This is a genomic window from Lysinibacillus pakistanensis (assembly GCF_030123245.1).
GTDB classification, from domain to species: Bacteria; Bacillota; Bacilli; order Bacillales_A; family Planococcaceae; genus Lysinibacillus; species Lysinibacillus pakistanensis.
In genome coordinates, this window is record NZ_CP126101.1 from 2,205,587 (window position 1) to 2,218,516 (window position 12,930).

The 12,930-nt window shown below is 33.3% G+C and carries 17 protein-coding genes; 8 read left to right on the forward strand and 9 right to left on the reverse strand.

Annotated elements, in window-relative coordinates; genetic code table 11:
* The first annotated feature begins 63 nt into the window (after nucleotides 1–63).
* The 3 genes from QNH24_RS10575 (at nucleotide 64) to QNH24_RS10585 (ending at nucleotide 1,366) form a co-directional block, all read left to right on the forward strand.
* A complete protein-coding gene (locus tag QNH24_RS10575; protein ID WP_283872807.1) occupies nucleotides 64–609 on the forward strand; it encodes a GNAT family N-acetyltransferase in 546 nt (181 codons plus the stop codon).
* A 126-nt stretch (nucleotides 610–735) separates the two neighbouring features.
* On the forward strand, nucleotides 736–978 hold the full coding sequence (locus QNH24_RS10580; protein WP_283872069.1) for a cold-shock protein: 243 nt from the start codon (nucleotides 736–738) through the stop codon (nucleotides 976–978).
* A 265-nt stretch (nucleotides 979–1,243) separates the two neighbouring features.
* Complete coding sequence (locus QNH24_RS10585) at nucleotides 1,244–1,366, forward strand: hypothetical protein (RefSeq protein WP_283872071.1); 123 nt, start codon at nucleotides 1,244–1,246, stop codon at nucleotides 1,364–1,366.
* Nucleotides 1,367–1,552: 186 nt separating this feature from the next.
* On the opposite strand, the gene QNH24_RS10590 is transcribed toward QNH24_RS10585, so the two are convergent.
* Nucleotides 1,553–2,353, reverse strand: coding sequence for a DUF3221 domain-containing protein (locus QNH24_RS10590; RefSeq protein ID WP_283872073.1), 801 nt, complete (start codon nucleotides 2,351–2,353; stop codon nucleotides 1,553–1,555).
* A 576-nt stretch (nucleotides 2,354–2,929) separates the two neighbouring features.
* Here QNH24_RS10590 and QNH24_RS10595 point away from each other — a divergent pair.
* The 4 genes from QNH24_RS10595 to QNH24_RS10610 are packed head-to-tail and all read left to right on the forward strand — an operon-like array spanning nucleotide 2,930 to nucleotide 6,011.
* Nucleotides 2,930–3,319: a GntR family transcriptional regulator gene (locus QNH24_RS10595; RefSeq protein ID WP_283872075.1), complete on the forward strand. Its 390-nt coding sequence runs from the start codon at nucleotides 2,930–2,932 to the stop codon at nucleotides 3,317–3,319.
* On the forward strand, nucleotides 3,316–4,005 hold the full coding sequence (locus tag QNH24_RS10600; RefSeq protein WP_283872077.1) for an ABC transporter ATP-binding protein: 690 nt from the start codon (nucleotides 3,316–3,318) through the stop codon (nucleotides 4,003–4,005). Before QNH24_RS10595 ends, QNH24_RS10600 begins: the two co-directional genes overlap by 4 nt.
* Entirely contained in the window at nucleotides 4,002–4,823 is an 822-nt protein-coding gene (locus tag QNH24_RS10605; RefSeq protein ID WP_283872078.1) for a hypothetical protein, read from the forward strand. Before QNH24_RS10600 ends, QNH24_RS10605 begins: the two co-directional genes overlap by 4 nt.
* A gap of 15 nt (nucleotides 4,824–4,838) precedes the next feature.
* A complete protein-coding gene (locus QNH24_RS10610; protein WP_283872080.1) occupies nucleotides 4,839–6,011 on the forward strand; it encodes a hypothetical protein in 1,173 nt (390 codons plus the stop codon).
* A 107-nt stretch (nucleotides 6,012–6,118) separates the two neighbouring features.
* Here QNH24_RS10610 and QNH24_RS10615 read toward each other — a convergent pair whose 3' ends face one another.
* The 8 genes from QNH24_RS10615 to QNH24_RS10650 form a co-directional block, all read right to left on the reverse strand.
* Nucleotides 6,119–6,580 carry a ribosomal maturation YjgA family protein gene (locus tag QNH24_RS10615; protein WP_283872082.1) on the reverse strand — a complete coding sequence of 154 codons (462 nt, stop codon included), beginning with the start codon at nucleotides 6,578–6,580 and terminating at the stop codon, nucleotides 6,119–6,121.
* Nucleotides 6,581–6,672: 92 nt separating this feature from the next.
* Entirely contained in the window at nucleotides 6,673–6,888 is a 216-nt protein-coding gene (locus tag QNH24_RS10620) for a DUF2642 domain-containing protein (protein WP_283872084.1), read from the reverse strand.
* A gap of 306 nt (nucleotides 6,889–7,194) precedes the next feature.
* Nucleotides 7,195–7,638: a carboxymuconolactone decarboxylase family protein gene (locus QNH24_RS10625; protein WP_283872086.1), complete on the reverse strand. Its 444-nt coding sequence runs from the start codon at nucleotides 7,636–7,638 to the stop codon at nucleotides 7,195–7,197.
* 1,061 nt (nucleotides 7,639–8,699) lie between these two features.
* Nucleotides 8,700–9,116 carry a DUF3888 domain-containing protein gene (locus QNH24_RS10630; protein ID WP_283872088.1) on the reverse strand — a complete coding sequence of 139 codons (417 nt, stop codon included), beginning with the start codon at nucleotides 9,114–9,116 and terminating at the stop codon, nucleotides 8,700–8,702.
* A 442-nt stretch (nucleotides 9,117–9,558) separates the two neighbouring features.
* Entirely contained in the window at nucleotides 9,559–9,879 is a 321-nt protein-coding gene (locus QNH24_RS10635; protein WP_283872090.1) for a DUF4183 domain-containing protein, read from the reverse strand.
* Nucleotides 9,880–9,931: 52 nt separating this feature from the next.
* Complete coding sequence (locus tag QNH24_RS10640) at nucleotides 9,932–10,342, reverse strand: DUF4183 domain-containing protein (RefSeq protein WP_283872092.1); 411 nt, start codon at nucleotides 10,340–10,342, stop codon at nucleotides 9,932–9,934.
* Nucleotides 10,343–11,000: 658 nt separating this feature from the next.
* Entirely contained in the window at nucleotides 11,001–11,465 is a 465-nt protein-coding gene (locus QNH24_RS10645; protein WP_283872094.1) for an aminoacyl-tRNA deacylase, read from the reverse strand.
* A 357-nt stretch (nucleotides 11,466–11,822) separates the two neighbouring features.
* A complete protein-coding gene (locus tag QNH24_RS10650) occupies nucleotides 11,823–12,332 on the reverse strand; it encodes a DUF3231 family protein (protein ID WP_283872096.1) in 510 nt (169 codons plus the stop codon).
* 232 nt (nucleotides 12,333–12,564) lie between these two features.
* On the opposite strand from QNH24_RS10650, the gene QNH24_RS10655 reads away from it, so the two are divergent.
* On the forward strand, nucleotides 12,565–12,702 hold the full coding sequence (locus tag QNH24_RS10655) for a hypothetical protein (protein WP_283872098.1): 138 nt from the start codon (nucleotides 12,565–12,567) through the stop codon (nucleotides 12,700–12,702).
* Nucleotides 12,703–12,930 lie beyond the last annotated feature (228 nt).

Below are 12,930 nucleotides of genomic sequence, written 5' to 3' on the forward strand. Positions count from 1 at the left end.
CAATGGTTTGTCACTACCCAGCTATGAACTTCTTTAAAAACTGATAAAAGAGAGGATCCAATGATGCTTATCAAACAACAGGAATTTTATATAAATGGTCTTCGTTACACGATTAGATCCGCTACTATCCCAGATGCACAAGCATTATCAGACCTAAGATTACAATTAGATGGAGAAACGGAAAATTTTGATCGCGAGCATGGAGAAGCATTTATCGATACAGCTGGGTTTGAACAGATTATTCGTATAGATACAGAAAGCCCAAGCAATATATGTTTAGTAGCTGTCGTCGATAACCAGATTATCGGATTTTCAAGATGCGAGGGATCAGCATTAAAACGATTAGCGCATAAAGTGGAATTTGGTGTAGGTGTAATGAAGGAATTTTGGGGCTATGGCATCGGTAAAAACCTCTTACAAGTATCGATCGATTGGGCAGATGCCAACAATATAAAAAAAATAGTCTTACAAGTTTTAGAGACAAATGACAAAGCAAGTAGACTCTATAAAAAACTTGGCTTTACTGTAGAAGGTATTTTAAAAAATGATAAACGCCTTTCTGATGGCAAATACTATCATACCATTATTATGGGTAGATGGAAGGCATAAAACCAGCAATATAAGTGGTTCGAAACCACGCCTCCTACGCAAAAGAGATACTTGGAAATAGAAAAAAATCCTTAATATAAATAATATGAGCTATTATGAAAATAAAAAAGAAGGAAGTGTGCTAATTTGAAAAGAGAGGGAATTGTAGAATGGTATAAAGAAGAGGAGGGCTATGGACGGATCCTTCTTGAAGGTGAAGAAGTACATGTTTTCGTTCATTTTAGCTCAATTCTTTTGGATAAAGATCGATTTCCTGATCATTTTAGATACCTTCGTCAGAAGCAAAAAGTCACCTTCGATTTAATTGAAACATCCACGACAGGTGAACAGAAGTATGTAGCTGAAAATGTGATGATAATTTCTGACTAAAGCATACTCATCCTATGCAGAGGCACTAAAAAAGTCGATTTGCCACAAAAATGTGATACAAATTGACTATTTTAAGTTTTCAAATCTAATAAAAAGACTGATTTCTAATATAAAAAAAGAATTTTTTTAGTTTTCAGTGCCCTCTCTTGTGCAATGGCGGTTTTTTATGTAATGTCAGCATATTAGCAAAATCCTTTTGAATATGAACTAAACCATCATACATAACATAGTATAAATAAAATGTTATAAAAGGATGATGCTTAACATGTCAGCTAGGATTTCCAAAGCACAAAATGGTTCCCTTTCTAGGGGAGGAGGTACATCTGAAGGTTGGGATGATATTGATCGTTGGGAAAATGACGGGGGCAGGAGTCTTGATACATGGTGAATATTTTTTAATCGAATGAGACTGGGATAAAAACAAAAAAATGTTAGACCAATTGTATCTTGGTCTAACATTTTTTTTGATTCATGAAGAAACTCTCAACTTAATGAAGTAAAAATTTATTATCCATTTTCGATATTTTTCATAAAAATCGAAGTTATGTCCAGCCGCTTAAAAATGTAATGAGGATTACTTAAATTGAATTGTATCCATATAAGTCGCTGTTCCTTGTTCGAACTGAACTTTTACATGCATATAATACGTGCCTATTGGATATGTACCATCTTCATTTATAATCTTTTCAACCTTGTTCATTTGCTCATCCAAAAACACCATTTCACTGTGAAGTATATCCAAGTCATTAGTCATCAGTTTGACTTTTTCTGGTTTCTGAAGGGGAATAGCTTCATTAAAGGATGCTTGTATATTCGACAGCGGTGTTTCGTGTTCTTTTTGCTTTTTTTCTCCTGTTTTAATGTCAGTGTATGTCCAACTATATTGTTGGAGGTATAAGGAGAGTTGTTCTTCTTCGTTTATTGCAAATGCTAGTTGAGGTGGTTGTTCATAGATGGGTTGTCCAAGCGAGATAGGCTTTTGATCCTGAATAACCATACCGACAAGTGTATCATTACCTGCAATATCTATTTTATAATGCAGGGTCCATATGTCCTTTTTAGCATCAAACTTTATATTGGTGATGATTGGGTTGTACTCAAGATTTTCTGCTACTTTAGAGAGGACCTCATTTGTAGATAGTGTACTATTTAATTTTGATGGTACAATTTCAATTTTATCTGTACTTGTTTGACCTGGATAAGATTCATTAATTGCCCCAGCCCATACTTTCACATAGTCACCCACAGCTAATTTCATGGTTGTGGAAACCCATAATGCATTCACAAACTGTGGATTCGAATTATTTAAATAGACCGGATCATTACTGACAACTAAGTATCTACCATCTTCTGCTGCTGTTATATATCCTTCCATAGTAGCAGAGCTTCGTTTGTTTTTGGTACCATTTGCTGTGCCGCAACTAGCTAGAATAAGGATTATCATACATGCTAATATTATTTTTTTAAAGTGATACCTCCTATTTACGAATTAGACGCTTTCATTTCTGATAGGTTACTCTAGTTATCATCAGGTTAGCATTCAAGGCAAATTCTTTGGCACCAAGTAAAAAGATGTGTAGAAAGGATGTAGAAAAGTATACAAATGAACAAATAAGAGAACATATACATCTCATCAAACAATGAACGAACAGCATGATAGGATTTTTCACCAAAAAATTCAGTTCTCTATAAAGTACGACATTGTAAGTTTTATTTAATAATTTCCATAATTTTGGTTGACATAAAATGTGTATTAAGCCTATAATACATTCGAAGTGTATTATAGGCTTAATACGTTTTTTGAGATGGTGTATTAGGTGATTAATACAGATAGTTCGGTGCTAAAGCTATATGATTTAGTGCATAGTTGAACCAATGCATTGCCTATCATTTTGCGTATTGTGTATTAAGTGATTAATACACGGAATATTATTGCAAGGAGTTGAATTAATTGACTGTAAAGTTTAATAATCGAGATCCGGTTTATGTACAGGTTATCCGGCATTTTAAAGAGCAAATTGCCAAGGGATTCTTTGAACCTGGTCAGGAAGTTCCTTCAAGAAGGGAACTAGCCAATCAGCTGAAGATTAACCCAAATACTGCACAAAGGGCTTATAAGGAAATGGAGGAACAAGGATTGATTTTTACTGAGGGAAATATGCCAAGCTGTATTACGAAAGATGAAGCGGTCCTTAAAAGTGTCCGTGAAGAATTAATTATCGAAGCCGTTGACTTATTTTTAGGTTCTATAAAAGCCATCAATGTGCCGTTATCTGAAGTGTTGAAACTAGTTGAGAAAAAGTATGAGGCTGAAAGTGGGGAAACGGAGGAATCAATATGATCGAAGTGAAAAATGTCCATAAAAAATACGGCAGGAAACAAGTGTTAAAAGATCTTTCCTTTACTGCTAAAAAGGGTGAAATTACTTGCTTAATTGGGATAAATGGAGTAGGAAAGACGACAATCATGAAGGCTATTATGGCACTCACACCGATTAATAGCGGTGAAATTTTAATAGATGGGGAAAAAATTCGGAGGGATAGTTTTGAAAAAATAACTTTTATTCCGGATACAATCGCGACGCTGCCACAAATGAGAATTGCTGAGGCTTTTACGTTCATGGCGGATTTTTATAAAAGTTGGAACCCACAAAGGGCAGAGGAGCTGTTGCAATTTTTTAAGCTAGACCCAACTGAAAAAATTGCTAATTTATCAAAGGGGAGTACGGCTAAAGTCAATATGCTGTTAGGCTTAGCGCTAGATGTGGATTACTTACTGATGGATGAACCATTCTCTGGTATTGATATGTTCTCACGGGAACAGATTGCCGAAGTGTTTACAAGCCATTTAATTGAAGAACGTGGTGTAATTCTCACAACCCATGAAATCAGTGATATTGAACACTTAATTGATAAAGCCGTACTTATTGATAATGGTGAAGTAATAAAGGAATTTAGCGTGGAGGAAGTGCGTGAGAATGAAGGAAAATCAGTTGTTGATGTAATGCGGGAGGTGTATCGAGGATGAAAAATTATTTAAAGCTTGTAAACTTTGAAATAAGCCGATTTTTCAAATTGTATTTAATTCTAATAGGGTTGACAATAGTCTGTCAGTTAATTGGAGTAATTAGAGTCTCAAAAGGATATATGGATCTAGCTGAAAAGGTGATGGATAAAAATCAACTATCAGTGAGCCAATTTATTGAGCAATATGGAACTTTTTCTTTCCAACGTTTTGTTTATTCTGAATGGTTTTTGATGTCAATTTATATTTGTATCGCTATGTTAATAATTTATGTTTTTTTAATTTGGTATCGAGATTGGCTCGGAAAAAATTCTTTCATTTACAGATTATTGATGTTGCCGACTGAAAGAATTACTATTTATTTCGCTAAACTGACGGCAATTATGCTTTTGCTTCTTGGTCTAATTACCTTACAACTATTATTAGTACTAATCGAAATACAAATTGTAAATAGTATTGTACCAGCAGATTTCCGAACATATAGTTATGGGATTAGTAATATAGATATATTTGTCTTAATGTATCCTAACACATTTACTGAATTTGTCCTGATTTATGGAATTGGGCTAATCTTCGTAGCAGTACTATTCACGGCTATATTATTTGAGCGGAGTTACCGTTTAAAGGGTATTTTCTTTGCAATCGTTTATGGAGTGCTTTCATTAGGTGTCTTTTTTGCACCGTTATTATTAAATGGTTTTTACCCACGCTATTTTTATCCACTTGAAATCATACTAATGGGGATGGTAACAAGCTTCATTGTTTTAGGTAGCACCATTTGGATCGCGAATCACTTGCTTAAACATAAAATAATGGTCTAATGGGAGGGAATGACAATGAAAAAATATTGGAGAACGATAGTAATTAGCTTAGTAATCGTGGCAACAATTAGTACTTACTATATCCAAGGAGCAATGTCTTCTAAAAACGATGTAACCTTTAAATTTAAAACGACTAGTGGAAATAAGGAAGAAATTGAAAATCTTGTGCTTCAGGCAAGCTATAAGCATGGTGATATTTATCATCCGTTATACATATCAAAGGATGGTTCAACTAATCCGAGAAGCCGGTTTATTATTGAAGATTTAATAGCTGATCCTGTACCTTTGGAGTTTGAAAAATATATTCAAGATTACCGCAAGTTTATGCGCGGAAAAGTATTTGACCCGAGTAACTACTTTGAAGATGAGGCTCGTTTGATTTACACAGATTTTTCGGTTAAAAATAGACAAGTGTTAACACTTCAAATCGATATTCTTGACAAGCAGACAAATGATAGTACATCATTTGAAGTTACTACCTCAGGCCAAGCAAATAATAGCTGGATGCAGGTGAATGATGTCTATGTGAAAAATGGGGAAATAAAGATACTAGGAACGAGCTATCTCTATAATGATGAAGAGGAATTACACGTATATACGGTAAATGAAAACAAAAAGGAATTAGAAGATGATTCAATTATTGCAAAATCAGAGCCAGACATGTCCAGCATCCGCATATATAATGATTCCAGTAAAATTAAAAATGAAAACTATTACTTATACAAGGTAGATAAATATAAAAATAAAAGTGAAGATGCTGAGTCTGTCATTATTTCTAGCCAAGCGTACCTTCATAACAACCTCAATAATGAAGTTGAAGAAATAGATATTGCTAACAAATTAAAATCGGAGATGAACTCGATGATTCTTCATGGAGGAGAGGTATTCATTCCTGTTCATTCAGCCAACGGTTTAGAGTTGAATCGTTATAATATTAAAAAGAAACAATGGGGAGAGCCTTTACACTTTAACTTTCCAACTAAGGCTAATAATGAAGAAGAACTTTTTTTACAGCTTACAGGTGGTAAACTTTATTCAGTGAATCGTGTTTCTGACGGTTATTCGCTATTTATCGGAGATTTACATACAGGGAAATCATTGTATGAAGGTAAAATCATCGATGAAAACAGAGAAAATCTTAATAAAGATTTCTCGCTTACTATCGATCAAATATATAGCATCTATTAAAGCTATTCGAGGTTGTTCAATTAAGTGAATCACGTAGGTAGCTAATTGGCTGAAATGAATTCAATATAGGTTCATTCCAGCCAATTTTTAGTTCTTTGGTTATTGAGTTAATAGCTGCGAAGTGTGAATTTAAGTGAAACCTTATCTAACACAGCAGCGATTAGTATCCCTACTGTATATCGAATTAAATCCTCTGTAAGAAAACCTTTACCAAGTATTAAAGCCCCAAGCGTTGTTGCACGAATCTGATTGATCCAATTTTCCTGATATAACTGACTAAATTCAATGCTGAAACTAAACAAAAAACTGAGCAAAATAGCTGTGAGGGTGCTCTTCCGTACTAGCAAAAATCGAAATCCAAAATAGACCATTATAGCCCATAGTACGTCCCCAGCGTTTTGAGCCACAAAGGGTGAAAGGGAAAGACTCCATTTTCTTGAGGCAAGTCCTAAAAAAATAGTGATTATAATCGTTATTAAATAAACTATTCGCATGTTTTGGCATTGTGAGTTTATAGGTTTCAATAGGATCACTCTTTCAGCATCTCGATCGTATTCTTTTGCTTTCATTATCTCATACATGGTGGCAATAAAACTATTACATTTAGTTTCATAGCAGGGCATCAAGGACCATTTCTTTTAACGGGGGCTCATATGCATATTTATTTCTCATCTGCTTTTTCAAAATAAACGATTTCACACAATCTGATGTGATGAAATTTTCCATTAACTACAAGAGCTACATGATCAATGAAAACATTATCTAGAGTACCTATCAATTTGCCGACAGTTGTTGTGATGACAATCATTAGCCCTTTATGTTGAATCAAGTTCCCGATAAATTTGGGCTCAATTGTATAATTTACATTTTTTGGCAATACAGTAGCTTCCCAGTGCTGTACATCTTCATTCCGATGATGTGTAGGGGTTGGGAATGAAAAGTGGGAGGGCGGGTAGGTTTTGCCAACTGATGACGAACTGCTATTGATGAGTTGAAAGCATTGACTGATAAAATGCTACCGTTTTTGCTTTGTAGATGAAAATCAACTTTGTAAAAAAGAACAATTTTGGTTTAAATACCACATAATGGTAAAATGGCGTGGAGGCTATGAGGATTAGTCGAAAGAAATTTCGAAGCGAAGGAGGGAAAAAACGAACACCGTGAGATATTCGTTTAGGAGTTATTATTTTTCAGTTACTGTATTCCCCATTGCAATAGAAATTCTATTCCAATTGTTGATCTGATTAATGATTAGAACAAGGTCAACATACTGTTTCTCGTCATAGTATTCACATACACGCTTATATAGTTCATCTGGAACTCTTTTAGTAGGAATTAAAGTTATATGCTCAGATAATTCTAGAGCAACTTTCTCTTCAGGTGTATAAAAAATACATTCATTCCAAGCATTTAAACAATAAATACGTTGTTCTGTTTCACCCATCTTACGAGCATCGGATGTATGCAAGTCTATGCAGAACGCGCATCCATTAATTTGGGAGACCCTTATTTTGATAAGTTCCCTAGTTACTCGATTAATTGTAGACTTCTTTGTGTATTTTTCCATATCCATCATAATTTTCATACCATCAGGTGCAACATCATAGTAAGCAACTCTTTGGCTCATACGGCAAGACTCCTTTTGTGTATAAGATAAGTTTATTATAACACTACTCGCGAACGTTTGTACTGATTTTTAGCTTTGTGAAATTCGATTTAAATGGAATTTAAGAAAGAACGGATGAGTTTATTTGGAAAAAGGTCAAACGGTCTATTTTATAGAGCGTATTTTTTACAGAAATAAAGGTCTAATTTATCTTCATTCAGCAGAAGACTCCCACCTCTACAGATGGTGAGATGAATGCGGTTTTGGTTTCTTTTCAGTGGGTGTCCAAACTGAATGAAGATAAAGCCTTCAGACGCAATTACGCCAAGGCGAAATTAATTCTATCTAATTTAATTTGAAGTTTCATCTATTTTTGATTGTAGATCAATCATTAAAAATAGTTACTTTGCATATTGCATCTCACCTTAATTAATATTTGATAAAGCTTCATTAATGATATTTAGGCCATGTGTAATTATTTCTTATATGTTAGTTAAGGTGTTACTAATACTAGAGATATTTATGTACATTAGTTGATAATTTTTTTACTTGTTTTAATTCGTAAATAAGATAATTGATTTTTTTTGCATATTATCTTTCTTCAATGATTGTTCCATATCATTTTGAGAATTTGAGGTATTGGATTTTTTTAACGGTTCTAATGCTAGATCAGCAGCTATTGTTTGAATTCCATTTCTTAGTGTAGTAATAACTATGCCAACATAGGCCAACTTGGCAGCATAAATCTCAAGAGAATCATTTGGTTGACTTGAATTACTTTTACTGTTATTTATTTTCCATCCCTCCTTTTGTACAAGTCCATTATTACATATGCTTCACATTAAAAAAATGAAATGAAAAAACTTATTAAAACGGGGCAAGAGGTGATCTCCTTAAACTACTGAAGTATAAATTAATTAAAGCTATAACAACATTTAGGTATATTGGGAATTTTTTGTTAAAATGATGAGTATTCCATTTTAGTGTTTGTAAAAGAAAATCTATAACTAACGTATTAGTCGGAATACTGAACAATATGTGGATCATGTTAGAACAAAATTGTTCAGTAAACAAATCCTTAGTCAATTTGTAAATTCAGATAGCTTTTTGAATTCTTCTGGAGTAATGTTTTGGGCCACATATGAAATCACTTTATTCTTATTTTTAAAGTCTCCAGCAGGGATACGAAAAGTAATGCGTATTTGTGTATAAGGTGGGTTTAAGGGACCTTCGTAACCAAGTACTCTTAATGTTACATCAAAATAGTCTTCCTGAATATTTCTATTAATTTTTTCGATTCGTTCAGATGTGAATAATTGCTTGTTTCCGTGTGTAGTCATTGCCTCAAGGATAGATGGACCTAATTCACGTAAAAATGCTAACTCTAATACACTTGGGGGTTGATCTTGAGGTAAATATTCTATAACTGTTTTTGCAAAAGCAGAATTTATAAACAAGAGACTCATTAAAAGTAATGAAACGATTATTATTTTTTTCATACATTTAATCCTTTCTGCATTTGTTCTTGTTATTTGCAGATACAAGAAATTTTATGTATATGAATTTGAATAAATATCAAATTAACCTTACTGCACAATATGAGGAAAAAAGCTGTAGTGTTTGACGACACTACAGCTCTAAATTGGTTCCTGCCCTTTTTTAAGTTCAGTCAGATAATTGATTATATCATAGGGGGCAAAACTATGACACAACAAACAACAGTATTAACTACAGAGCAAATTGAGGTTATTGCATAGGCAGCTGCAATTGTAGCAATTGAGCAGTAGAAGCAAGAATCTCAAACACAAGAAAAACAAAGGCATGACCGCCGATTACGTTATATGAGGACAAGAAACTAAAAGGGAGGGTCACTCGTCTAGAAGTGACCCTAAGCACCCAAAAAAAAAATAGAAAAAAACTTTGAAACTATTAAATTAATCATTAAGTTTGTGTAACTAATTCTACAGCTTCCACTACTAAAGGAGTTCCAGCTGTGATTGTACCAGTAACTCCGTTAAATGTTAACTCTGTTGCAGAAATTGTATAAGAATCACCTTCCTGCAATACTCCATTAACATAGAAATTATAGTAGCCGTTCGCTACTATTGGGAAAGCAGTAGCGGCATTTCCACTATCGTCTAGAAAGGCAGTTGCAGCAATAGTAGTACCGTCTGTGACAGCTAAATTCGCTGCTAAAACATCAAAGAATCTAGTCGAAGTGCCTGTAACATTTACATGAATATTGATAATTGAAAGTGCCATTTTTTTCACCTCCTTTTTAGGAAAAAAGGTTTAGTACAAAGGAATTTTATTATTACATTTGTTGGAAGCCTAAAGATTCTATAATTATTGGAGTTCCGGCAAAAATAGTTGCATTAAATGGGTTAAGAGTTAATGAATCTGGGGTTACTTTGTATGCACCGCCCTCTTGCATTACGGCATTGATATAAAGATTAACGTAGCCGTTAGGCTTAAAAAGCGTAAATTCAGTTACTGGATTGCCATTATCATCTGTAAATAAATTAGCTGGAATGGTTGCTCCGTTTGTTAAATCAATATCTTCTGTAACGATATAGAAATATCTATTTATTATTGGAATAATAGCTCCTTCAGGGATAATGACTGGAGGAGGTTGAATAAAACCTATGTCAATAGCTTTTATACGGGGCCAAAAAACTCGATTATTTTCACAACAACTGTCACAAATCAATTTTTGTGGGTCCATTTTTTTGTCACCTCCATTCCGTAATATGTTAGTAACCCCGTAAGTTATAGGCGTTTGTTACTTATTAATTATGAAAACTGTTCATTCACTAATAATCTATGAATTAATATTGGAAAGTGATTGGTAATATGTCTATTAAAGAGAAATAAATAATATTTTTAATGAAAAGTTGGGATTTTTAAATACTTAAATCAAAGGAAAGCTGTGAAAATAGAGTCTGAAGAGGTCAAGGGAGATAGTAATGAACACTATGAGGATAATGTTTGAAACTAAAAGAATTAAAGGGTGGTGTAGTGAGCAAAATAGATAAACAAAACAGATTGAGAGCGAAGAACCGTTTGATTATGAAATAACAAAAAAAGAGACTGTTGTCATACATTACAAGGGAAACGAATTAAAATTGTAAAGGATAGGGAGGCCGAGCGTCTTATCACAAGGATCAAAGAAGTTGAAGATAATATAACAGCAGTACAGTTATTATTAGCTAAAATTACGGGTAATTTTAAACGTGGTAACGAGAAATTTAGAAAAAATAAAAGAAAGTAAATCAAAGGCTTTACTCCCAAAATTTCTGAAGGCGGATAAGCGAATATTTGAAAGAAAATGTGCAGTTTAAAATGCAAAAACAACCGTTTTTTTATACGGTTGTTAAGAGTTACTATTTACTTACTTTAACAATAGTACCTTGATTGATTTTTAATAAATCTTGAACATTTATTTTAACTAATGAGTTTTCGGAACCACCACCAGTATATATGTAATCCATATTTGTCACTTTTGGATCAACTAAAAAATTTGCTTGAAAACCAAAAGAAGGAACTCCACCTGGTGGGAAACCTGTACGTTCAATAATTTCATTTTCATTAGCAAGTCTAGGCTTTTCTATATTTAATGATTTTGCAACACGGGTTGTACTAGCTCTATTGTTTCCTTTTACAATAGCCACTATTAATTCATTATTTGAGTCAATCATACAAATGTTTTTTACAAAATCGTCTTCCGAGCCATTAACTGCTTCAGCGGCTTCTTTTACGGAGTGGCAAGATTGATTAAATATGAAGTGTTCAGCTTTTACATTATTAGAGTTTAAAAATTCCTTTACTTTAGTTTCATGCGAATTCATAAAGGTCGCCTCCTAATATTTTTATTTATGTAAATATTAGCACAATAAAGTAAATATTAAAAACACTACTGAACAATATGAAGATCAGAATTATTAATAGGGTCATTTGGGTGGAAATAACCATAAGTAACAAAGGAGGTACTAAGTTAAACTTGTTTGCTTAACACTACTATCTATATATACTTAGTTAACTTGGGGTGTATAGTTCATTGCCATTAAAATAAAAAAGCTGCGACAGTCAACCAACGTCACAGCCTATATAAAGTGCCTGCGATACACTAAAAATTATTGAGTGTCTCTATACATTGAAAAACCCCAGCTTTAAACTGGGGAGACGGTTTGTCGGGTAAATTATTTTTACTTTTCTGGATAATCTACATGTAATGGTGGTGGAACTAACCAACCTTTATTTTTATTAAGACGTAGTAGTTTACCACCCAATAGAGCTTTTGCTGTATGGAATTGACCATACATTAATGCGATATCTTCACGAGTGGAAATACCCATTGCTTGACTACATGCAACTAATCCAGCGGCAACGTCAGCAGTAATTGCAGCGCTGATTTCTGGGTCATTAAACTTCGCTCCTGGAGGGATATCTTCCAATCTTGCTACAGGTCTTTCAGGTGAAGCAGGTGGTAAAGCAATACCATTCGTTTTTAGAATTTTTTCTAATTGTTTTACTTCTTCTCTGCAAGTTTCGATGATATCTTCAATAATTTTTTTAAGATCTTCATCACCAGCATGATTGTAAAATGTTTGATAGCCAGAAATCATTCCATAGTCTGCAATTAAACTTGACCAAACACTAAATACTTCACCGTAATGCAATGGTTCGTCTTTTGGATTTCCACCTAGAATACCCATACTTACACTTCCTTTTCTTGTTTTTCGCTATGAAAGCAAGGTTAGTATGGATTAAAAAAAAAATAACATTCACTTTAATACATTTTTTATACTAAAAAATTAAAAAATGACCACTCCAAATTTAGACACTAAGCATTATATTTTGGTTGTTTATAGTCGATTTATACTTCTCATGTAACATGTATAGATCTCTACAATAAGGACACTTTAATCCATATTGGAGGTGAGTGTTTTGACAAAAGAAAAACAAAAGTATGAATTTGAGCAAGAGGAAATAGCAATGGAATTTAATCTAGAAGAATTAGAAGAAGTAAAAGAAGAAAAAGAGCAGAAGAAAGAACAACAATTCAATAAAAAAGAAAAGAAGTAAATGAAATAACCACAATCATTGGGATTGTGGTACATAAAAAAAGCCATAACGCGTCCGTTACAGTTTTTTAAAATTGCGAGTATTTACAACAATATTTATTATGTACCAAATATAAATTTTATAAATATAAAAAAGCGGCTAACTACTGCACATTATGAGGAAAATGTTCAGCAAGGAAGGAGAAATCTTGCTAAACATTATTTTAAATATGATGATAATAATTTTACT

What these genes read in the sequence shown, in the direction of transcription:
- QNH24_RS10605 (WP_283872078.1), top strand. Translation starts at nt 4,002, where the DNA reads ATGAAAAATTATTTAAAGCTTGTAAACTTTGAAATAAGCCGATTTTTC.
- QNH24_RS10600 (WP_283872077.1), top strand. Translation starts at nt 3,316, where the DNA reads ATGATCGAAGTGAAAAATGTCCATAAAAAATACGGCAGGAAACAAGTG.
- QNH24_RS10615 (WP_283872082.1), bottom strand. Translation starts at nt 6,580, where the DNA reads ATGAAAGCAAAAGAATACGATCGAGATGCTGAAAGAGTGATCCTATTG.
- QNH24_RS10575 (WP_283872807.1), top strand. Translation starts at nt 64, where the DNA reads ATGCTTATCAAACAACAGGAATTTTATATAAATGGTCTTCGTTACACG.
- QNH24_RS10590 (WP_283872073.1), bottom strand. Translation starts at nt 2,353, where the DNA reads ATGGAAGGATATATAACAGCAGCAGAAGATGGTAGATACTTAGTTGTC.
- QNH24_RS10585 (WP_283872071.1), top strand. Translation starts at nt 1,244, where the DNA reads ATGTCAGCTAGGATTTCCAAAGCACAAAATGGTTCCCTTTCTAGGGGA.
- QNH24_RS10640 (WP_283872092.1), bottom strand. Translation starts at nt 10,342, where the DNA reads ATGGACCCACAAAAATTGATTTGTGACAGTTGTTGTGAAAATAATCGA.
- QNH24_RS10610 (WP_283872080.1), top strand. Translation starts at nt 4,839, where the DNA reads ATGAAAAAATATTGGAGAACGATAGTAATTAGCTTAGTAATCGTGGCA.
- QNH24_RS10635 (WP_283872090.1), bottom strand. Translation starts at nt 9,879, where the DNA reads ATGGCACTTTCAATTATCAATATTCATGTAAATGTTACAGGCACTTCG.
- QNH24_RS10650 (WP_283872096.1), bottom strand. Translation starts at nt 12,332, where the DNA reads ATGGGTATTCTAGGTGGAAATCCAAAAGACGAACCATTGCATTACGGT.
- QNH24_RS10625 (WP_283872086.1), bottom strand. Translation starts at nt 7,638, where the DNA reads ATGAGCCAAAGAGTTGCTTACTATGATGTTGCACCTGATGGTATGAAA.
- QNH24_RS10630 (WP_283872088.1), bottom strand. Translation starts at nt 9,116, where the DNA reads ATGAAAAAAATAATAATCGTTTCATTACTTTTAATGAGTCTCTTGTTT.
- QNH24_RS10645 (WP_283872094.1), bottom strand. Translation starts at nt 11,465, where the DNA reads ATGAATTCGCATGAAACTAAAGTAAAGGAATTTTTAAACTCTAATAAT.